Annotated in this window: 23 protein-coding genes and 1 riboswitch; of the genes, 12 read left to right on the forward strand and 11 right to left on the reverse strand. The window is 72.1% G+C overall.

Annotated features, from left to right (window positions below):
- Positions 1 to 9 precede the first annotated feature (9 nt).
- Positions 10 to 879 carry a helix-turn-helix transcriptional regulator gene (locus AB0F13_RS13070; protein WP_362079769.1) on the reverse strand — a complete coding sequence of 290 codons (870 nt, stop codon included), beginning with the start codon at positions 877 to 879 and terminating at the stop codon, positions 10 to 12.
- Positions 880 to 1,122: 243 nt separating this feature from the next.
- On the opposite strand from AB0F13_RS13070, the gene AB0F13_RS13075 reads away from it, so the two are divergent.
- On the forward strand, positions 1,123 to 1,551 hold the full coding sequence (locus AB0F13_RS13075) for an ATP-binding protein (protein WP_362079772.1): 429 nt from the start codon (positions 1,123 to 1,125) through the stop codon (positions 1,549 to 1,551).
- A 215-nt stretch (positions 1,552 to 1,766) separates the two neighbouring features.
- Here AB0F13_RS13075 and AB0F13_RS13080 read toward each other — a convergent pair whose 3' ends face one another.
- The 3 genes from AB0F13_RS13080 to AB0F13_RS13090 form a co-directional block, all read right to left on the reverse strand.
- A complete protein-coding gene (locus tag AB0F13_RS13080; protein WP_362079775.1) occupies positions 1,767 to 2,255 on the reverse strand; it encodes a C40 family peptidase in 489 nt (162 codons plus the stop codon).
- Between the two features lie 3 nt (positions 2,256 to 2,258).
- A riboswitch (cyclic di-AMP (ydaO/yuaA leader) is annotated at positions 2,259 to 2,466 on the reverse strand.
- Between the two features lie 284 nt (positions 2,467 to 2,750).
- Entirely contained in the window at positions 2,751 to 3,059 is a 309-nt protein-coding gene (locus tag AB0F13_RS13085; protein WP_362079778.1) for a hypothetical protein, read from the reverse strand.
- 8 nt (positions 3,060 to 3,067) lie between these two features.
- Positions 3,068 to 3,709 carry an ATP-dependent Clp protease proteolytic subunit gene (locus AB0F13_RS13090; protein ID WP_362079781.1) on the reverse strand — a complete coding sequence of 214 codons (642 nt, stop codon included), beginning with the start codon at positions 3,707 to 3,709 and terminating at the stop codon, positions 3,068 to 3,070.
- A gap of 64 nt (positions 3,710 to 3,773) precedes the next feature.
- Here AB0F13_RS13090 and AB0F13_RS13095 point away from each other — a divergent pair, with 64 nt between their 5' ends.
- The 9 genes from AB0F13_RS13095 (at position 3,774) to AB0F13_RS13135 (ending at position 11,384) form a co-directional block, all read left to right on the forward strand.
- Positions 3,774 to 4,082, forward strand: a complete 309-nt coding sequence (locus tag AB0F13_RS13095) for a type II toxin-antitoxin system Phd/YefM family antitoxin (protein WP_362079784.1) — start codon at positions 3,774 to 3,776, stop codon at positions 4,080 to 4,082.
- A 130-nt stretch (positions 4,083 to 4,212) separates the two neighbouring features.
- Positions 4,213 to 4,515 carry an urease subunit gamma gene (locus AB0F13_RS13100; RefSeq protein ID WP_362079787.1) on the forward strand — a complete coding sequence of 101 codons (303 nt, stop codon included), beginning with the start codon at positions 4,213 to 4,215 and terminating at the stop codon, positions 4,513 to 4,515.
- 16 nt (positions 4,516 to 4,531) lie between these two features.
- Positions 4,532 to 4,843 (forward strand): urease subunit beta, encoded by a 312-nt coding sequence (locus AB0F13_RS13105; RefSeq protein ID WP_362079790.1) that lies wholly within the window; start codon positions 4,532 to 4,534, stop codon positions 4,841 to 4,843.
- Positions 4,836 to 6,557, forward strand: coding sequence for an urease subunit alpha (locus AB0F13_RS13110; protein WP_362079792.1), 1,722 nt, complete (start codon positions 4,836 to 4,838; stop codon positions 6,555 to 6,557). The genes AB0F13_RS13105 and AB0F13_RS13110 overlap by 8 nt, the downstream gene beginning before the upstream one ends.
- A 308-nt stretch (positions 6,558 to 6,865) precedes the next feature.
- On the forward strand, positions 6,866 to 7,552 hold the full coding sequence (locus tag AB0F13_RS13115) for an urease accessory UreF family protein (protein ID WP_362079795.1): 687 nt from the start codon (positions 6,866 to 6,868) through the stop codon (positions 7,550 to 7,552).
- Positions 7,553 to 7,723: 171 nt separating this feature from the next.
- On the forward strand, positions 7,724 to 8,419 hold the full coding sequence (gene ureG, locus AB0F13_RS13120; protein WP_362079798.1) for an urease accessory protein UreG: 696 nt from the start codon (positions 7,724 to 7,726) through the stop codon (positions 8,417 to 8,419).
- Between the two features lie 50 nt (positions 8,420 to 8,469).
- Positions 8,470 to 9,237 (forward strand): urease accessory protein UreD, encoded by a 768-nt coding sequence (locus AB0F13_RS13125; RefSeq protein ID WP_362080257.1) that lies wholly within the window; start codon positions 8,470 to 8,472, stop codon positions 9,235 to 9,237.
- 189 nt (positions 9,238 to 9,426) lie between these two features.
- A complete protein-coding gene (locus AB0F13_RS13130) occupies positions 9,427 to 11,010 on the forward strand; it encodes an alpha/beta hydrolase (RefSeq protein ID WP_362080260.1) in 1,584 nt (527 codons plus the stop codon).
- A gap of 251 nt (positions 11,011 to 11,261) precedes the next feature.
- Entirely contained in the window at positions 11,262 to 11,384 is a 123-nt protein-coding gene (locus AB0F13_RS13135; protein WP_362079801.1) for a hypothetical protein, read from the forward strand.
- 4 nt (positions 11,385 to 11,388) lie between these two features.
- Here AB0F13_RS13135 and AB0F13_RS13140 read toward each other — a convergent pair whose 3' ends face one another.
- Positions 11,389 to 12,219 (reverse strand): TIGR02452 family protein, encoded by an 831-nt coding sequence (locus AB0F13_RS13140; RefSeq protein WP_362079804.1) that lies wholly within the window; start codon positions 12,217 to 12,219, stop codon positions 11,389 to 11,391.
- A 211-nt stretch (positions 12,220 to 12,430) separates the two neighbouring features.
- On the opposite strand from AB0F13_RS13140, the gene AB0F13_RS13145 reads away from it, so the two are divergent.
- On the forward strand, positions 12,431 to 12,820 hold the full coding sequence (locus AB0F13_RS13145; RefSeq protein ID WP_362079807.1) for an SSI family serine proteinase inhibitor: 390 nt from the start codon (positions 12,431 to 12,433) through the stop codon (positions 12,818 to 12,820).
- 83 nt (positions 12,821 to 12,903) lie between these two features.
- On the opposite strand, the gene AB0F13_RS13150 is transcribed toward AB0F13_RS13145, so the two are convergent.
- The 5 genes from AB0F13_RS13150 to AB0F13_RS13170 all read right to left on the reverse strand — a co-directional run bounded on the left by AB0F13_RS13150 (position 12,904) and on the right by AB0F13_RS13170 (position 17,381).
- On the reverse strand, positions 12,904 to 13,062 hold the full coding sequence (locus AB0F13_RS13150; RefSeq protein ID WP_362079810.1) for a hypothetical protein: 159 nt from the start codon (positions 13,060 to 13,062) through the stop codon (positions 12,904 to 12,906).
- Between the two features lie 107 nt (positions 13,063 to 13,169).
- Positions 13,170 to 14,123, reverse strand: coding sequence for a cytochrome c oxidase assembly protein (locus AB0F13_RS13155; RefSeq protein WP_362079813.1), 954 nt, complete (start codon positions 14,121 to 14,123; stop codon positions 13,170 to 13,172).
- A gap of 115 nt (positions 14,124 to 14,238) precedes the next feature.
- On the reverse strand, positions 14,239 to 15,264 hold the full coding sequence (locus AB0F13_RS13160) for a 6-phosphofructokinase (RefSeq protein WP_362079816.1): 1,026 nt from the start codon (positions 15,262 to 15,264) through the stop codon (positions 14,239 to 14,241).
- Positions 15,265 to 15,386: 122 nt separating this feature from the next.
- Positions 15,387 to 16,115 carry a glutamine amidotransferase gene (locus AB0F13_RS13165; protein ID WP_362079819.1) on the reverse strand — a complete coding sequence of 243 codons (729 nt, stop codon included), beginning with the start codon at positions 16,113 to 16,115 and terminating at the stop codon, positions 15,387 to 15,389.
- Between the two features lie 27 nt (positions 16,116 to 16,142).
- Positions 16,143 to 17,381: a MurT ligase domain-containing protein gene (locus AB0F13_RS13170; protein ID WP_362079822.1), complete on the reverse strand. Its 1,239-nt coding sequence runs from the start codon at positions 17,379 to 17,381 to the stop codon at positions 16,143 to 16,145.
- 164 nt (positions 17,382 to 17,545) lie between these two features.
- Between AB0F13_RS13170 and def the strand changes: the two genes are divergently transcribed.
- Positions 17,546 to 18,124: a peptide deformylase gene (def, locus tag AB0F13_RS13175; RefSeq protein ID WP_362079825.1), complete on the forward strand. Its 579-nt coding sequence runs from the start codon at positions 17,546 to 17,548 to the stop codon at positions 18,122 to 18,124.
- Positions 18,125 to 18,160: 36 nt separating this feature from the next.
- On the opposite strand, the gene AB0F13_RS13180 is transcribed toward def, so the two are convergent.
- Positions 18,161 to 18,805 (reverse strand): TetR family transcriptional regulator, encoded by a 645-nt coding sequence (locus tag AB0F13_RS13180; protein WP_362079828.1) that lies wholly within the window; start codon positions 18,803 to 18,805, stop codon positions 18,161 to 18,163.
- Positions 18,806 to 18,834 lie beyond the last annotated feature (29 nt).

The raw sequence follows: 18,834 nt of genomic DNA on the forward strand, positions 1-18,834 counted from the left end.
GTTGCCTCCTTACGCGCCGTCGCTGATCCCGGCGATGTATTCCAACGAGTTTTCGTGCGAGAGGGCGTGCGCCTGGAGCGTGGTGAACGCCGAGCCGTACGCCCGGAGGTCCTCTTTGCGCTCCAGGTAGAGGCTACTCGTCAGATGGTCGAGAACAACCACGTCCAGATCGGCGATGCGCGGAAAGGAGAAGATAACGAAAGGGCCGGTGATGCCGATATGGTTTCCAGTGGTGAACGGCAGCACGTGCAGCCGCACATGCGGGAGCGAACCCATGGCCAACAGGTGCCGCAGCTGCCCCGCTATCACCTCGGGGCCGCCGACCTCGTGCCGCAGCACCGCCTCGTCGAGCACCGCGCAGAGCTGCAGCGGTTGCTCCCCTTCCAGTACCGACTGGCGTGCCATCCGCACCCGGACGAGCTCCTCGACCTGTTCGGCCGGCGGATCGGCCAGTGCCGCGCGGGTCACCGCCCGGGCGTATGCCCGCGTCTGCAACAGACCGGGCACCACCGTGGTCTCCAGCGTGCGCGCGTGGGAGGCCTCCGACTCCAGGCTGATGAAGTCGAGATACGCCGAAGGCAGCAGATCGCGGTAGGCATACCACCAGCCGCGCCGGGACCCTTCCGCATCCTTCGAGCCCGCCCCGCACAGCGCTCCCAGCAGCGCCCTCAGCTCCGGGTCCGACACGCTGTACACATCCAGCAGCCGGGCCACGTCCGAGGGCTTCACGCCGCTGATGCCCGTCTCGATCCGGCTCACCTTCGACTGGTGCCAGCCGACCGCCCCCGCCGCCTGCCTGCTCGTCATCCCGGTCAGTTCACGCTGCCGGCGCAGCTCCGCGCCCAGTTTGCGGCGGCGCACCGCGGGTCCGTACCGCATCAGCTCTCCTCCCCGCCGCTCAAATCCACACGTCAGAGTCAATAGACCAGTGTGGCGTGCAAATCGGGTCGCTCGTAGCAGAGTTCACCGCTTCGAGCGACAGATATATCCATAATTCGGTGGATCGCGCCCATCGGGGCCGTGAACAGTGGCACTGTGTCGCGAAGAGCCGTCGGAGGCTGCTCTCGACTTCACCGCACGCCGCGCGTCGGAGTCCGGCCCCGGTGGGAAAGGGACAGCGCCATGGCAGACCGCCAGGAAGCAACCGTCACTCTGCCGAGCAGCCCCGCCTCGGTCTCCGCGGCCCGCCGCTATGTCATGGACGTGCTCACGGAATGGGGCCTGCCGGCCGGCACGGAGGCCGCCGATGCCGTCCGGCTGATCGTCTCGGAGCTGGCCACCAACGCCGTGCAGCACACCCAGGGCCAGTCACCCACCTTCACGGTGGACGTCCGTATGGACCGGGGCGAGCAACTGCGGATCGGGGTCACGGACAGCCACCCGTGCCGCCCCCGGCGACTGCCCGCCACCGTCCAGCGGGACAACGGGCGCGGCCTGGTCATCATCCGCTGCCTCACCGCCGAGCGCGGCGGCAGGCTCTGCATCACGCCGACCGCCGACGGCGGCAAGACGGTGTGGATCCGCCTGCCCTGGACGGCATCCGTCCGCTGACGGACGGCGTGGAGGCCGGGCGGGGTTCCGCCCGGCCCGGCGCTCTCGTGAAGCGCGCTCCTGAACCGGTGGGTTCACAGGTGCCGCGGGTGCCGCTGGGGCACCGGAGGGCAGCAGGGTCCGCTGCCACGGAAGGGGCGCTCAGCGCATCGTGTGCGACGCGGTCGCGTCCGGCGCGGTCGGTGTGGTGCCGGCGCGCCGGCCCCGCGGGCGGCTCAGCCGTTCACGCGGCCGTAGGAGACGTTACGGCTCCAGATGCGCTCCAGGCGGACGACCGAGCCGGTCTTGGGGGCGTGCCAGATCTTGTTGTTCCCGGCGTATATCCCCACGTGGTAGACGCCGCCCCGGCCGTGGAAGAACACCAGGTCACCTTGGGTGCGCGAGAGGCCGGGGATGTGCCGGGTGCGGTTGTACTGGTCCTGCGCGGTCCGGGGCAGCTCTTTGCCGGCGCGCTTGAAGGAGTACTGGGTCAGGCCCGAGCAGTCGAAGCGGAACGGCCCCGTCGCGCCCCACTGATAGGGGGAGCCCGCCTTTGAAGCGGCGATCTGCAGGGCTGCGTTGGAGATGGTTGCGGCTTCCGCGTCGGTCGCGCCGCCCGGTACCAGCACCGTGGCACCGACGGCCGCCAGAGTCAGGGCGGATTTCACGGACAGGGGTACGGACCCTGCCCTGGACAGCATTGAGGGACGTTTGTGCGCGCCCATGCCAAACCCTTCGTCAGCCGCCTGTGAAGGATGACCTGTCGGGTTCGGGCAGGCGAAGAATGCCCGGCCGCGTGAGCGGCTTCACCCCAAGGGACGTAAGGGAGTCGGCTTGCCCTCCCGCCGTCCCGCCGTGCTCGGGTCCTCCATCCCTGCCGGTGCACTCATGTCGACCAGTCGTCCCGGCGGCGGCAGGGTTCGGCGTCCGCCCGGACCGCCCCGCCGCGGTGGCGGGGTCTTGTCGTCGGACGGATCTTGGCGCAGTCGCGACGCGGAAGCCGAGCAGATCCGGTGTTATGTGAGCCTCGTCACCTCTGGGCAATTCGGGTGGACGCGCGGCGATTTGACGGTCGCGACCTTCCCCTGGTGAGTCCGTCACCTGCGGTGCGGCGATCTCCGCGAGCGCCGAGTGCGCGCACTGCCCGGGGTGATCACTGCGCGACGTCTACGAACGCATCCGCCGTCTGAAGGAGATCGGGGGGAGAATGTTTCCGCTCCTCAGTTCGGCGGCTTCGGCGGCAACGTGACCCGCATCGCCCGGCGTTCGCCGTCCAGGACCTGCATCGCTCGTGCCAGCGTCCCCGCGCATATCTCGCGTTCGCCGCGTTCGTGCATGACCGTCAGCGCGTCGCGCAGCCCCGCGGCGGCGAGCGCGAGCGTCTGCGCGGCTCGTAGCGCGCCGTACGTGTCATGCGCGCGAGCCGGGTTGATCCGGCCGAGGAGATCCAGTACTTCCAGATAGCGGTCGACCACCTCACCCTCGGCGCGGGTCAGGGCGGGCAGCGGCGTCAGTTCCGGCGGCCACATCGCGCCACTCACCTCGCCCCGGCCGACGGGCCCTGGAGCCGGCGGTCGGTGACGACCGCGTCGGCCAGGCCGTAGGCCACCGTGGCCCCGGCGTCGAGGAAGGTGTCACGCTCGATGTCGCGCCGCACCCGCTCCGCCTCCTGTCCCGTGTGCAGGGCCAGCATCCCCACCAGGCCCTCGCGGACGCGCAGCAGCTCCTCGGTGTGCAGCGCCAGGTCCGAGGGCCGGCCCTGGACGGGCTCGGCGAGGGACGGCTGGTGGATGAGCACCCGGGCGTGCGGCAGCACCAGCCGCCTGCCCGGTGTGCCGGCCGCCAGCAGGACCGCGGCGGCCGAGGCGGCCTGGCCCAGGCAGACGGTCTCGATCGCGCAGCCGATGTAGCGCATCGTGTCGTATACGGCGCACATGGCCTCGAAGGAGCCGCCGGGGGAATTGATGTAGAGCGAGATGTCCCGCTCCGGAGCCGCGTGTTCGAGGTGCATGAACTGTGCGATCAGATCGTTGGCGGCGATGTCGTCGACGGGTGTTCCCAGAAGGACGATGCGCTCGGAGAACAGCTTCGCGTACGGATCCAGCGTGTGGGTGCCGGTGCCGGTGCTGGTGCGCTCGGTGAACTCGGGAAGGACGTGGCGGGCTGCGGGTCGGTCCATGGGTGAGCCTCTCTCGGTCATCTGTAAAAAATGTACAGGATGTACGCCTCGGTAGAATGGGAGCATGGCCTACGAAATTCCTGTGACGCAAGCCCGAGCCGAGCTGGCGGAGCTGATCAACCGCGTCGTCTACGGCGGCGAGCGGGTCGTGGTGACGCGCCACGGGAAGCCGCTGGTCGCCCTGGTTTCGGCCGCTGACCTGCAGCGACTGGAGGAGGGCGCAGCGGCCGCGACCGACGCCGAGGAGCGGGTGACCGGCTCGGCCGACTCGGTGCGGCCGCTCACCTCCCCGCCTTCGTCCGCTCCGGGCGAACGGCGCCGCTTCGGCATCGCCGCCGAGCACCGCGACCCCGGGGACGCCTCGCGCCGCTGAGGGTCATGGCCATGACCGCGCAAAGAGTGAGTCACTGCAGTTAACGCGTTGGAAAAGGTTGCGCCCTAATCTGCACTCAGTGGCCACGGGGAGAACAACCCCAGGTCAACACTGTGTTGAGGTGGGACGCATGCAAATTTCCCCGCACGAGCAGGAGAGACTGCTCCTTCATGTGGCTGCCGACGTCGCCGAGCGGCGCAGGGCCCGCGGGCTTCGCCTCAACCACCCCGAAGCGGTGGCCCTGATCACCGCGCACATCCTCGAAGGCGCCCGGGACGGCCGCAGCGTGGCGGAGCTGATGTCCTCGGGGCGCAAGGTGCTCACCCGCGACGAGGTCATGGAGGGCATCCCCGAGATGATCCACGACGTGCAGGTGGAGGCCACCTTCCCGGACGGGACGAAGCTCGTCACCGTCCACGAGCCCATAGCGTGACGGGAGAGCGACGCCGATGATTCCCGGACAGGTACTGCACGCCACTGGCCCCGTACGGCTCAACGAGGGCCTGCACCGCACCCGGCTCGTCGTGCTCAACGCCGCCGACCGGCCCGTGCAGGTCGGCTCCCACTATCACTTCGCCGAGGCCAACCCGGGCCTGGAGTTCGACCGCGCGGCCGCGCGCGGCAAGCGCCTGGACATCGCCGCCGGCACCGCCGTGCGCTTCGAGCCCGGCATCCCCGTCGAGGTCGGCCTCGTGCCCATCGCGGGCAAGCGGGTCGTCGAGGGCCTGCGCGGCGAGTGCGGGGGACCGCTCGATGCCTGAGCTCACCCGTGCCGCTTACGCCGACCTCTACGGACCGACCACGGGCGACCGTATCCGGCTGGCCGATACCGACCTCCTGATCGAGATCGAGGAGGACCGCTGCGGCGGACCCGGCCGCGCCGGGGACGAGGCGGTCTTCGGCGGCGGCAAGGTCATCCGGGAGTCCATGGGCCAGTCCCGCACCACCCGCGCCGAGGGCGCCCCGGACACCGTCATCACCGGCGCCGTCGTCCTCGATCACTGGGGTGTCGTCAAGGCCGACGTGGGCCTGCGCGACGGCCGGATCACCGGCGTCGGCAAGGCCGGCAACCCCGACACCATGGACGGCGTCCACCCCGACCTCGTCATCGGACCCGAGACCGAGATCATCGCCGGCAACGGCAGGATTCTCACCGCCGGCGCCATCGACGCCCACGTCCACTTCATCTGCCCCCAGGCCGCCGACGAGGCCCTCGCCTCCGGCATCACCACGCTCGTGGGCGGCGGCACCGGGCCCGCCGAGGGCAGCAAGGCCACCACCATCACCCCCGGCTCCTGGCATCTCGCCCGGATGTTCGAGGCCCTGGAGGGATACCCCCTCAACATCGGCCTCCTCGGCAAGGGCAACACCGTCTCGTACGACTCGATGCGCTCCCAACTGCGCGCCGGAGCCGTCGGATTCAAGATTCACGAGGACTGGGGGGCCACCCCCGCCGTCATCGACGCCTGCCTGAGCGTGTGCGAGGAGAGCGGCGCCCAGCTCGCCATCCACACGGACACCCTCAACGAGGCCGGCTTCGTCGGCGACACCCTCGCCGCCATCGCCGGACGCACCCTCCACGCCTACCACACCGAGGGCGCGGGCGGCGGGCACGCACCCGACATCATCACCGTCGTCTCCGAACCCAACGTTCTGCCGAGCTCCACCAACCCCACCCGGCCGCACACCGTCAACACCGTCGACGAACACCTCGACATGCTGATGGTCTGTCACCACCTCAACCCGGCCGTCCCCGAGGACCTCGCCTTCGCCGAGTCCCGCATCAGGCCCGGCACGATCGCCGCCGAGGACATCCTGCACGACCTCGGCGCGATCTCCATCATCTCCTCCGACTCCCAGGCCATGGGCCGTATCGGCGAGGTCGTCCTGCGCACCTGGCAGACCGCGCACGTGATGAAGAAGCGACGCGGCCCCCTGCCCGGCGACGGCCCGGCCGACAACCTGCGCGCCCGCCGCTACGTCGCCAAGTACACCGTCAACCCTGCCGTCGCGCAGGGCCTGGACCACGAGATCGGCTCCGTCGAGCCCGGTAAGCTCGCCGACCTCGTGCTGTGGGAACCCGCGTTCTTCGGCGTCCGGCCGCAGCTCGTCATCAAGGGCGGCCAGATCGCCTACGCGCAGATGGGCGACGCCAACGCCTCCATCCCCACCCCGCAGCCCATCCTGCCGCGTCCCATGTTCGGCGCACTGGGCCGGGCCCCGGCCGCCAACTCCCTCAACTTCGTCACCCAATGGGCCATGGACGACGGACTCCCCGAGCGGCTCGGCCTCGGCAAACGCTTCACTCCGATCCGCAGCACGCGCGGCGTCACCAAGGCGGACATGCGCAACAACGACGCCCGGCCGCGCGTCGAGGTCGACCCCGACACGTTCACAGTCACCATCGACGGGGAGGCCGTCGAACCGCAGCCGGCAGCGGAACTGCCCATGGCCCAGCGGTACTTCCTCTTCTGATGAGCGCCGTGACCGAGCCGGCCACCCAGGAGGAGGGTCCCCCGCACCGCGCTTTCGCCGGTTCCAGCCCTCAGGCGCCGGACGGGCTGGGTGGGGTGCGTCCTCATGCGCCGGACGGGTCGGCGGTGCCGTGTCCTCATGAGCCGGACGGGTTGGGCGGGGTGCGTCCTTACGTGCCGGACGGGTCGGCGGTGCTGTGTCTTCATGCCCCGCACGAGTCAGCGGTGTTGTGTTCTCACCCGCCGGAGGCATCAGCGGTGCCGTGCCCTCAAGCGGCGGACGCATCGGCGGTGCGGGGTGCGCGGTCGGTGTCGCCCCCGGTCAATCGTGCCGCGCTCCTCGTTCTCGCCGACGGGCGCTTCCCCGCCGGAGGGCATGCGCACTCCGGTGGTGCCGAAGCGGCCGTGAAGGCCGGGCGGGTGACGGACGCGGCGTCCCTGGAGGCCTTCTGCCGGGGCAGGTTGCACACCGCCGGGCTGGCTGCGGCCGCGCTCGCCGCCGCGGCCGCAGCCGGGGCCGATCCGCTCGGCCTCGACGACGCCGCCGACGCCCGCACCCCCTCGCCCGCCCTGCGCGCCGCCGCCCGGCGGCTCGGACGGCAGATGATGCGCGCTGCCCGCGCGGCCTGGCCGTCGCCCGGACTCGACGCCCTCGCGGCCGCCCGGCCGCGCGGCGCGCACCAGCCCGTCGTCCTCGGGCTCGCCGCGCGAGCCGCCGGGCTCGGACCGCTCGACGCCGCGTACACCGCCGCGTACGAGGCGGTGAGCGGACCGGCCACGGCGGTCGTACGGCTGCTGAGCCTCGATCCGTTCGATGCCACCGCTGTGCTGGCGCGGCTCGCACCCGAGCTCGACGGGGTCGCCGGGCTGGCCGCCGAGGCCGCGCGGCGCGCCCTGCGCGAGGGCCCCGACGCCCTCCCTGCCCCTTCCGCACCACTGCTCGACATCACCGCCGAACAGCACGCGGCCTGGCCGGTGCGGCTGTTCGCCTCGTAGCCCGTGTCCGATGAGTCTTTCCCCGGCCCCGTCGCCCTTCCACCGTCAGCGGGGGCTCCGCTCCCGGACGCCGGTCCTCAAGCGCCGGACAGGCTCGCTCGTTGCCTGACCGGCGGAAATACAAGCCCGTCCGGCGCCCCGGACACCGACCACCGAACCCCCGGAGGGACCATGCACCTCGACCACCCCGACGCCTACCCGCACCGCCACACCTACAGCGCCGCCACGCCCCTGCGGGCCGACGGGAGCCGCCGTGCCCTGCGCATCGGGCTCGGCGGCCCCGTCGGTTCCGGCAAGACCGCGACCGTCGCCGCGCTGTGCAGGTCCCTGCGCGACGAGTTGTCGATCGCCGTCGTCACCAATGACATCTACACCCGCGAGGACGCCGAGTTCCTGCTGCGCAACGCCGTACTGCCGCCCGAGCGCATCACCGCCGTGGAGACCGGGGCCTGCCCGCACACCGCCATCCGCGACGACATCTCCGCCAACCTCGAAGCCGTCGAGGACCTGGAGGATGCGATCGGGCCGCTCGATCTGGTGCTGGTCGAGTCCGGCGGCGACAACCTCACCGCCACCTTCTCCAAGGGCCTGGTCGACGCGCAGATATTCGTCATCGATGTGGCCGGCGGCGACGACATCCCCCGTAAGGGCGGGCCCGGCGTCACCACCGCCAATCTCCTCGTCGTCAACAAGACCGACCTCGCGCCGTACGTCGGCGCCGACCTGGAGGGCATGGCCCGCGACGCGAAGGCCCAGCGCGGCGACCTCCCCGTCGCCTTCACCTCCCTGGCCGCGGAGGGGGGTGTGGCGCCCGTGCGGGAGTGGGTGCGCGAGCAGCTGGCCGCGTGGACCGCACCCGCGCCGTGACCGCTACCGCAGCCACCGTCGCCACCGCCGTCGCGGCCGTCCCGGTACCCGTGACCGGCCTGCGGGCCGCCGCCCGCATCGTCGCCGCGCCGGACGGCAGAGGCGGCACCGCGCTGCCCGTGCTCGACGGCGCGGGGCCCTTCGCGCTGCGCCGGCTGCGGCCGCACGGGCCGCAGGCCCGCGTCGCGCTCGTCGGCGCCATGAGCGCGCCGCTCGGCGGGGACCTGCTCGCCCTCACCGCCGAGGCCGAGGCGGGGGCGGCCCTGCGCTTCACCACCACGGCCGCCACGATCGCCCTGCCGGGCCGTACGGGCGCGCCCGCCGTGTACGACACCCTCATCCGTGCGGGGGACGGGGCGCGGGTGTGCTGGCTGCCCGAACCGCTGATCTCCGCCCAGGGCAGCGACCTGCGCATGACGACGCGTGTCGGCCTCGCCGCCACCGCCCGCCTGGTGTTCCGCGAGGAGCAGGTCCTGGGCAGGGCGGGCGAGCGCCCGGGGCGGCTGGCCGCCCGGCTGACCGTGCGCCGTGCCGGGCGTCCGCTGTTCGACCAGGAGCTCCGCTACGGGCCCGGGGCGCCCGGATGGGACGGCGGGGCGGTGCTCGGCGGCCACCGGGCGGTCGGCCAACTCCTGGTCGTCGACCCCGCCTTCGAAAGGCACCCGGTGGTGGCCCGCCCGCTCGGCGCGACGGCGGCCCTCACCCCGCTCGCCGGTCCGGCCGCCCTGGTGAGCGCGGTGGCGCCGGACGCGCTGGTCCTGCGCAAGCTGCTGGATTGGGGACTATCCCAGCTGAATGCCGCATTGGGGGCGCCCTAGAGGGAGTTGGGGCGAATGGCGCCTCCTGTACCCTTCTGTGTTTCGTCACGTTTACGGATTAGTAAAGAACGCCCGCCTGCCCTGTCCTTTATGGCAGGGGAGGCGCAAGGATTCCCCCTTGCAGACCGCGTGATCACCGCCGCCTCGGGCGGCACTCAGCAGGGGGATTCCTACGTGAGACCAAACGCGATATCCATCGCGGCCGGCACCGTGGTGGCCGGCACGCTCGTCGCCGGGTTCCTGACCGCCCCGGCGGCCGGCGCGGCGCAGGCGGTGCCGGGTGGCGCCGCCGAGGCCAAGGGCGTGAAGATCGCCGCCGAGCGGGCGGAGAAGGCCGGCATCGACTGGCAGGACTGCCCGGCCGACTGGGGCCTCGAGAAGCCCATCCAGTGCGGCTTCGTGACCGTCCCCGTCGACTATGCCAAGCCCGGCGGCCCCACCATCAAGATCGCCGTGGACCGCGTCCGCTCCACCGGTACCGCGGACGAGCGCCAGGGCTCGCTCGTCTACAACCCCGGCGGCCCCGGCGGCTCCGGGCTGAGGTTCCCGCGCAAGGTGACGACGAAGAACCCGCTGTACGCGAAGATCTCGAAGGCCTACGACTTCGTCGGCTTCGACCCGCGCGGCGTGGGCCGCTCCGCCCCGATCTCCTGCGTCGACCCCCAGGAGTTCGTCAAGGCCCCCAAGGCCGACCCCGTGCCCGACAGCGAGGCCGACAAGCGCGCCCAGCGCAAGCTGGCCAAGGAGTACGCCGACGGCTGCGCCGAGCGCAGCGGCAAGCTCCTTCCGTACCTCACGACGCCGAACACCGCCCGTGACGTCGACGTCGTCCGTGCCGCCCTCGGCGACAAGAAGCTGAACTACCTCGGCGTCTCCTACGGCACCTACCTCGGCGCCGTCTACGGCACGCTCTTCCCGAGCCACGTCCGCCGCCTCGTCGTCGACAGTGTCGTCAACCCGGCCCGGGACAACATCTGGTACCAGGCCAACCTCGAGCAGGACATCGCCTTCGAGGGCCGCTTCAAGGACTGGGAGGCCTGGGTCGCCAAGTACGACTCCGTCTTCCACATCGGCGACACCCGCGCCAAGGTCCAGCAGGAGTGGGAGAAGCTCCGCGCGGCCGCGAAGAAGCAGCCCATCGGCGGCGTCGTCGGCCCGGCCGAGCTGATCAACTTCTTCCAGGGCGCCGCGTACTACGACTCCTCCTGGGTCCCGGTCGCCGACACCTGGAAGAAGTACCGCGCCGGCGACGAGAAGGCTCTCGTGCAGGCGGCCGGCCCGGACCTGAGCGACACCAAGGGCAACATCGCCTCCGAGAACAGCAACGCCGTCTACACGGCCGTCGAGTGCGCCGACGCCAAGTGGCCCACCAGCTGGAACAAGTGGGACCGCGACAACACCCGCATCCACCGCCAGGCCCCCTTCATGACCTGGGCCAACGCCTGGATGAACCTGCCCTGCGCGACCTGGAGGGCCCCGCAGCAGAACCCCGTGGAGGTCACCACGCACAAGGGCCTGCCGCAGACCCTCATCGTGCAGTCCGACCGTGACGCCGCCACCCCGTACGAAGGCGCCGTCGAGCTCCACAAGCGCTTCCGCGGCTCCACGCTGATCACCGAGAAGGGCGCCGGCTCCCACGGTGTCACGGGTCTGACCAACCCGTGCGTCAACGACCGCGTCGACGCCTACCTCCTGACCGGCAAGACCGACGGCAAGGACGTGACGTGCACCCCGCACGCCACCCCCGAGCCGCCGAAGGCCGCCACGAAGTAAGGCCGAAGCCGCTCCACCGCACGGCAACGCTGCGCCCCGGCCCCTCATGGCCGGGGCGCAGCACCATTCCGCGGCCGTCCCGGGTACCCGGGACGGCGGTTTCCGGCCACGCCCAGCTCTCCTGCGGGCAGGTCATGGGCATCGGCCCGGGCAACGCGGTCCGCGCAGGGCCGGCTGCGGGCCGCCGGCCTCACCGACGCCGGCCTGACCGGCACCCGCATGGCCGGGGCCTGCTGGGCCCTGTGCACCGTGTGGCCGCGGACAGGTGCGCCGTGATCCTGCTGCGGTCGGACGAGGTGGGGCCCGGCCTCTTCCGGATCCGCGGGGACAGCGCCCGGGACGTGCTGCAGGAGCCCGGCCCCGCTCCCGTGTGAGACCTCAGCGCCCGTTCGGCGCGAACACCGATGCGAAGGCCGCCCGGGTCGGGGAGTCGGCGCGGCGGTCCAGGACCGCGAAGACGACGTGCTCGAACCGGTTCGCGAACCGGCCCGGGCCCCGCAGGTGACCGGCGAAGGCCGTCGCGACCTGCTGCGGGTCGTTGCGGAAGACCCCGCATCCCCAGGCGCCGAGCACCAGTCGGCGGTAGCCGTGCGCGGCCGCGACCTCCAGGACGCGGCCGGCGCGCTCCGCCAGCGCCGCCGGAACACGGCCGCTCCCGTCCGGCGTGCGCCGGGCGATCACCCCGGCGTTGGGGGCGGGCGACGTCAGGAACCCGGCCGTGTAGGGGGAATCGAGCAGGGCGCCGCGGTCGTCGCGGAAGACGGGGACGCCGGGGGAGTGGATGACCCGGTGGCTGTAGAACGGGCTCGGGTCCGCGCGGTGCGCCGTGTAGTACTCCGGGGCCTGCCGCAGGCACGTGTACAGTGCCGAGCCGCGGCAGAGCGCCTCCTCCTGCGCCTGGGCGCCGTTGAGGTAGCCGCCCCCGGGGTTGCGGGCGGAGGCGAAGTTGAGGACCGCCACCGGACCGGCCTCCGCCACGCGGCGCGACGCGTTCAGGCTGCCTTCGCCGGTCACCTCGAACGCCGTCGCCGCCACGGTAGGTACCGCGTCCGGCACGGCCACCGGCTCCGGCCCGTACAGCCGCGTCCCCGCTCTGGCCCGCCCGACCGCGTCGGCGATGTCCACCCGCGCGCCGCCGGCCGTGGTGTAGCCGCCGGCCTCGACGATCATCTCCGTCATCCGCGCGACCTCGCGCAGTCGCGCACTCATGCGTCATCCCTTGTCAGAAGCTGTGTCACAGGCGCCGAGCGTACGGCCGTCGGCACCGGCCACGCGACGGGTTTTCCGCAGGTCACCCCAGGCGGCCGACCGAGTGGCCCGGCACCCCCACACGGGTGAGGGCGCGGTGCGGCCGCTTGCCGCGCGAGCGTGCGCGCGGTGGCCTGGCGCGGGCACCCCCGCGCCCCTGGAGGCACCACCCATGTCCGTACGCACCACCGCCGCAGCGGCGACCGCCACCGCCCTCCTCGCCCTGTCCCCGGCCGCGGCGGGCGCCGACGAGCGGGGCGAGGGGCGGGTCCTGCTGACCGTCTCCGGCGCCCGGAGCACCTGGATCCGGGGCGTACAGCTCGTCTGCCCGGGGCCGGGCGGGCACCACCCCCATGCGTCCGAGGCCTGCGAGAGCCTGCGCCTGGCGGACGGCCGGCCGGACGCGCTGCCCCGCGACAGCCAGGCCGTGTGCGGCAGGGAGTACGACCCGGTCACCGCCACCGCCGACGGCGAATGGGACGGTGTCGCCGTCTCCTGGCGCAAGAGCTTCCCCAACGGCTGCGCCCTGGAGACCGCCACGGGCCCCGTCTTCCGCTTCTGACCGCGCCGGGGCCGCCCGAGCTGCCCGAGCTGCCTCCGGCCCGCGAAGGGGCACTCCGGCCGCACGGGCCCGCGCGCGGTGCCTCATGTGCCGCGGGCCACCAGCGCCCCTATGGTCGCCAGCCCCAGGACCACCCACGTGAACCACAGCCACCCGTTGCTGCCGATCGTCACGGTGTAGGCGGTCACCAGGACCAGTCCGCCGACGGTCAGCGCCGCCATCGTCTTCGCCGATCCGGGCATCCCCGCACCTTCCTCACGGCGGCCCTGCCGTACACATGCGCGGACCGCGGCCAGGAGACCATCGTCTCTCCGCCGCGGTCCCTACCGCCATACCGCCGACCGGCCGGTCACTGCCCCCGGGCGTTGAGCGAGGCCAGGTAGGCGTTGTAGGCCACCAGCTCCTTGTCACCGTTGCGGTCCGCGGCCCGGTCGCTGCGCCTGGCCTGCCGCTGCTCCGAGCGGTACCACTGGTAGACGAGCGCGAGCAGCACCAGCACCGAGGGGATCTCGCTGAACGCCCAGGCGATGCCGCCGCCCGCCTTCTGGTCGTCCAGCGCGTCGATGCCCAGCGAGGCCGGCGGGTGCATGTACGTGCCGATCATCGGCTCCGAGGCCATCATCAGCGCGATGCCGAAGAAGGCGTGGAAGGGCATGCCGGCGAACAGCTCCAGCATCCGCATCACATACCCCGGCCGGTGCGGGCCCGGGTCCACGCCCATGATCGGCCAGAAGAACACCAGACCCACCGCGAGGAAGTGGACCATCATCGCGATGTGCCCGGTCCGGCTCTCCATGAGGAAGTCGAAGATCGGTGTGAAGTACAGGGCGTAGAGGCTCGCGATGAACAGCGGGATCGTGAACGCCGGGTGCGTGATGACGCGCATGTAGCGGCTGTGCAGCAGGGCGACCAGCCACTCGCGCGGCCCCTTGCGCCCGCGCCCGGCCGCCGGCAGGGCACGCAGGGTCAGGGTCACCGGCGCGCCGAGCAGGATCAGGATGGGGGAGAGCATGCTGATGACCATGTGCTGCACCATGTGCACGCTGAACATGACCATGCCGTAGTCGTTGAGCTTGGTGCACATCACCAGCGCCACGCTCAGCACGCCGAGGACGAACGCCACCACCCGGCTCCACGGCCACGCGTCCCCGCGCCGCCGCAGCCGCACCACGGCCCAGCCGTAGAGGCCCAGCCCCAGCAGGCAGCCGATCACAAAGAACGGTTCACCACTGAACTGCAGACCCCGGCCCAGCGTGAACGGCGGCATGTCCATATGCATCATGCCGTGCCCGCTGTGATCCATCCGCTCTCTCCCATTTCGCACCGATGCGCCGGGACCAGAGTAGAGCCGCCGCCCGCCGGGTCTCCGGCCGGGGCGGTTCCCCCGGCGGCGGGCAGCGGTCAGGGCAGGGGGCGGCTCACAGCACGCACTCCACCTCGGTGTACCGCTCCGCCGGCACCGTCTTGAGCTGTTCGACCGCCGCCGCCAGCGGCACCAGCGCGATGTCCGTGCCGTGCAGCGCCGTCATCATGCCGAATGCGCCCTGGTGCACCGCCTCCACCGCGTGCCAGCCGAAACGCGTCGCCAGCACCCGGTCGTACGCGGTGGGCGTGCCGCCGCGCTGCACATGGCCGAGGATCACCGGCCGCGCCTCCTTGCCCAGGCGCCGCTCCAGCTCACCGGCGAGCTGGCCGGCCACCCCGGCGAACCGCTCGTGCCCGTACGCGTCCGTGGCGCCGACCTGGAAGTCCATGGAGCCCGGGCGCGGCTTGGCGCCCTCGGCGACCACCACGATCGCGAACCTCTTGCCCGCCAGGAAGCGCTTGCCGACCACCGCGGTCAGCTCGTCGATGTCGAAGGGCCGCTCCGGCACGACGATCGCGTGCGCGCCGGCCGCCATGCCCGAGTGCAGGGCGATCCAGCCCGTGTGACGTCCCATCACCTCGACGATGAGCACCCGCTGGTGCGACTCGGCCGTCGTCTTCAGCCGGTCCAGGGCGTCGGTCGCCACCCCCACCGCCGTGTCGAAGCCGAAGGTCACATCGGTCGAGGCGATGTCGTTGTCGATGGTCTTGGGGACGCCCACGATCGGCAGCCCGGCGTCCGACAGCAGGCGGGCCGCCTTGAGCGTGCCCTCGCCGCCGATCGGGACGAGCGCGTCCAGGCCCAGGTCGGCGACGTGGCCGCGGGCCTGCTCGACGCCGTCGCGCAGCTGCGCCGGCTGTACCCGGGAGGAACCGAGGATGGTGCCGCCGGTGGCCAGGATGCCGCCCACGGCCTCCAGGTCCAGCTCGCGGTAGTCCGCGTCCAGCAGGCCCCGCCAGCCGTCGCGGAAGCCGATGACCTCGTCGCCGTGATCGACGACCGCGCGGTGCACGACGGAGCGGATGACGGCGTTGAGACCGGGGCAGTCGCCGCCGGAGGTGAGAACACCGATACGCATGACAGGGAACCTCGCAACAGGGGCGGCACCAGGGCCGCGACAGGGCCGGAGACCGGACCCCGTCGTCCGGTGCGATCCCCGCCACCCTAACGGGCAGCGGCGGCGGGGATCGCGACCGTCCGCTATGCGGGCTGTGTCGCCGCCGCGATCCGCTCGGCGCGCAGCGCCTCGTACCAGCGGTCATCGACCGGAGGCAGGGCGTTGACGTCCAGCGCCAGCTTGATCAGCATGTCCGAGACATGCGGGTTACGGGCCATGACCGGGCCGTGCATGTAGGTGCCGAAGACGGTCTCGTGGTAAGCGCCCTCGGTGCCGTCACCGGTGCCGTTGCCCTTGCCGAAGCGGACCCGGGCGAAGGGGCGGGCCGTCGGGCCCAGGTGCGTGATGCCCTGGTGGTTCTCGAAGCCGGTCAGCGGGGGCAGGCCCAGCGGCTGGTCGATGTCGGCCAGCACGTCGCCGACGCAGCGCTCGCCCTCGCCTCGGGTGCTGACGACGTCCAGCAGCCCCAGGCCCTGCTCACGCTGGCCGAGGTCGTTGATGAACTCGTGGCCCAGGATCTGGTACCCGGCGCAGACCGAGAAGACGATCGCGCCGTTGGCGACGGCCCGGTTCAGGCCGCCGTCGCGGCGCAGCCGCTCGGCCGCCAGCCGCTGCGGACGGTCCTCACCGCCGCCGATCAGATAGATGTCCCCGGAGGTGGGGATCTGCTGGTCGGACCGTACGTCGACCCGCTGGACGTCCAGGCGGCGCTGGTGGGCGCGCCGCTCCAGGACCAGGACGTTGCCCTGGTCGCCGTAGGTGCTGAGCAGGTCGGGGTAGACCCACACCACACGCAGACTGTTCTGGCTCATGCTCACAATCCTTCGGTGCTCGCGGGGCTAGTTGCCCACGCGGCGGCGGACGTCCTGGAACGCGGTGTAGTTGGCGATCAGCTCGATCCTGCCGGGCGGGGCCGCCTGCACGGCCTCGTCCACGCTCTCGCAGACCCGGAACTCCAGGCCCGCGACCTCCAGGCGGACCGCGAGGTCGAGCTTGCGGTCACCGATGACGAAGATCGGGTGCCCCGCGAGCCTGGGGTAGTCCACGTCCCACAGCCACGAGGTGTCCGTGCCGTCCGCGCCGCGGGCGTTCACGCCCAGGATCACCGGCGCCGGCGGCCCGTCGATCAGCGAGAACGTCTCCAGCCAGCCGGCCGGGTTCTTCGCCAGCAGCAGCCGTACCTCACGGCCCAGGAACGACACCACGTCGAACCGGCCCGCGACCGCCTGCACCTGGTACATCCGCTCCAGCGCCACCTGCGGGGGCACCCCGAAGGTCGCGGCCACGGCGGCCGAGGTGGTGGCGTTGGCCTTGTTGGCCCGGCCGGGCAGCTGGAGGTGGATCGGCCACGCGGAACCGTGCGGGTCGAGGACGTAGTCGCCCGACAGCGCCCAGCTCGGGGTGGGCCGCCTGAAGCCGCAGTCGCCGCAGAACCAGTCGTCGCCCGGGCGCTGCATCACACCGCCGCAGGAGGGGCACGACCAGGCGTCGTCCTTCCACTCCTGGCCGGCCGCCACCCACACCACGTTCTGCGACGAGGAAGCCGCCCACACGATCAGCGGGTCGTCCGCGTTCGCGATCACCACGGCCTTGGTGCCGGCCAGCCCCTCGCGCCACTTCTCGGCGAGCATGCGCGTCTCCGCGGCCCGGTCGAGCTGGTCGCGCGAGAGGTTCAGCAGCGCTATGGCCTTCGGTGCGACGTCACGGGCGACGCCGGCCAGGTACTTCTCATCCACCTCGATCACGCCGTACCGCGCGTCCGAGCCGCCCGCCAGGGCGGAGGTGATGCCCGCGGGCATGTTCGCGCCCAGCGCGTTCGACACCACCGGTCCGCTGGCCCGCAGCGCCTCGGCGATCAGCCGGGTCGTGGTCGTCTTGCCGTTGGTGGCCGACACCAGGACCACGTCCAGGTGGGTTGCCAGCCGGGCCAGCAGGTCGGGGTCGAGCTTGAGCGCGACCTTGCCGCCGATCACCGACCCGCTGCCGCGGCCCGCGGCCCGCGACACCGCCGCAGCCGCCTTGCCAGCCGTCACGGCCAGCTTGGCCCGCGGCGACAGTGGCCCCGAGTTGCCTGCCATCGTCCTAGATCCTCCTTGTTCCGGCGCCGCGCCTGTCCCTGGTCCGCCGGTGGAACGCCCCCTCCGCGCCGAATCGTCAGCCAGGAGGCTTCGGTCGGGGATCAGCCTATCGAGATCCGGGCGCGGGCCCGAACCCGCCGTCCATGGAACGTACTCTTGGGCCCATGCGAAGAGGCACGATTCCCGGCAGTTCAGGACGAGTGCGGCCCATGCGGCTGCTCGGAGACCCGGGTCTCGTGGCGCCCTGCGAGGAGGTGACGGACTTTGATGCGGACCTGGCGACTCTGGTCGAGGACATGTTCGCCACCATGTACGCGGCGGGCGGCGTGGGTCTGGCCGCCAACCAGATAGGCGTCCCGCTGAAGGTCTTCGTCTACGACTGCCCGGACGACGAGGACCGCCGGCACCTGGGGCATCTGGTCAATCCCCGGCTGGTGACCGCCGAGGGCATCACGGTCCGCGGGCCCGAGGTCTGTCTGTCCGTGCCGGGCATCGAGGCGGGTACGCCGCGCTTCGACGAGGCCGTGGTCGAGGGCTTCACGGCGGACGGCAGGGCTGTCCAGGTGCGCGGCACGGGTTTCTTCGCCCGCTGCCTGCAGCACGAGTGCGACCACCTGAGGGGCGGCCTGTACCTCGACCATGTGACGGGGCTGCGGCGCCGCCGCGCGCTGCGGGCGGTGCGCCGAAGTGGTCTTGACGGGGCTCCGCCCCAGGCCCCGGTCCTCGATCGCCGGACGGGCTGAATTATCAGCCCGCCCGGTGATTGAGGACAAAACGAGTCAGAAGCCCGGCCCGTCGGCGCGCTCGCCCGAAACGGCCAGGCGCCCCCACAGCAGGTCCGCGAGGTGTCCTACCAGCCGTCCGCGCGAGCAGGGGCGCTCGCGCAGCCACCAGTCGCCGGCCGCGTGCATCATGCCGACGATCCCGTGGCCCCACGCGCGGGCCAGCTCCTCGCCGTCCGGCCCGAGGTCCACCCGCTCGGCTATGACCAGGGCCAGTTCCTCGCCGAGGCGCCGCAGCAGGGGAGCGGAGTGCCGGCCCACGTCGAAGCCCTGCTCGGAGGGCCTGCCCTCGTCGGCGGGGTGCATCAGGAAGCGGTACACCTGGGGCCGGGCCTCTATCGCCGCGAGATACGTGTCGAGGGTCGCCTCGACCCTCTGGCGCCGGCCGGCGGGTGCGTCGAGCGCCGCACGCAGCCCCGTCAGCAGGGCGTCGGTATGGCGTACGGCCAGCGCCCGGTACAGGCCGCCCTTGTCGCCGAAGTGGCGGTAGAGGATCGGCTTGGTGATGCCGGCCTCGGCCGCGATGGCGTTCATCGAGGCCCCCGGCCCGTCCCGCAGTACCACGCGGTCGGCGGCCTCCAGCAGCTCCTTGCGCCGCTGTTCCGCCGCCCGCTGCTGTTCGTCCCGCTGACTGGTCCCCATAAGACGTGCCTCCCCGCCCAGTGATTCAC

This window comes from Streptomyces sp. NPDC026206 (genome assembly GCF_040638465.1).
Lineage (GTDB): Bacteria > Actinomycetota > Actinomycetes > Streptomycetales > Streptomycetaceae > Streptomyces.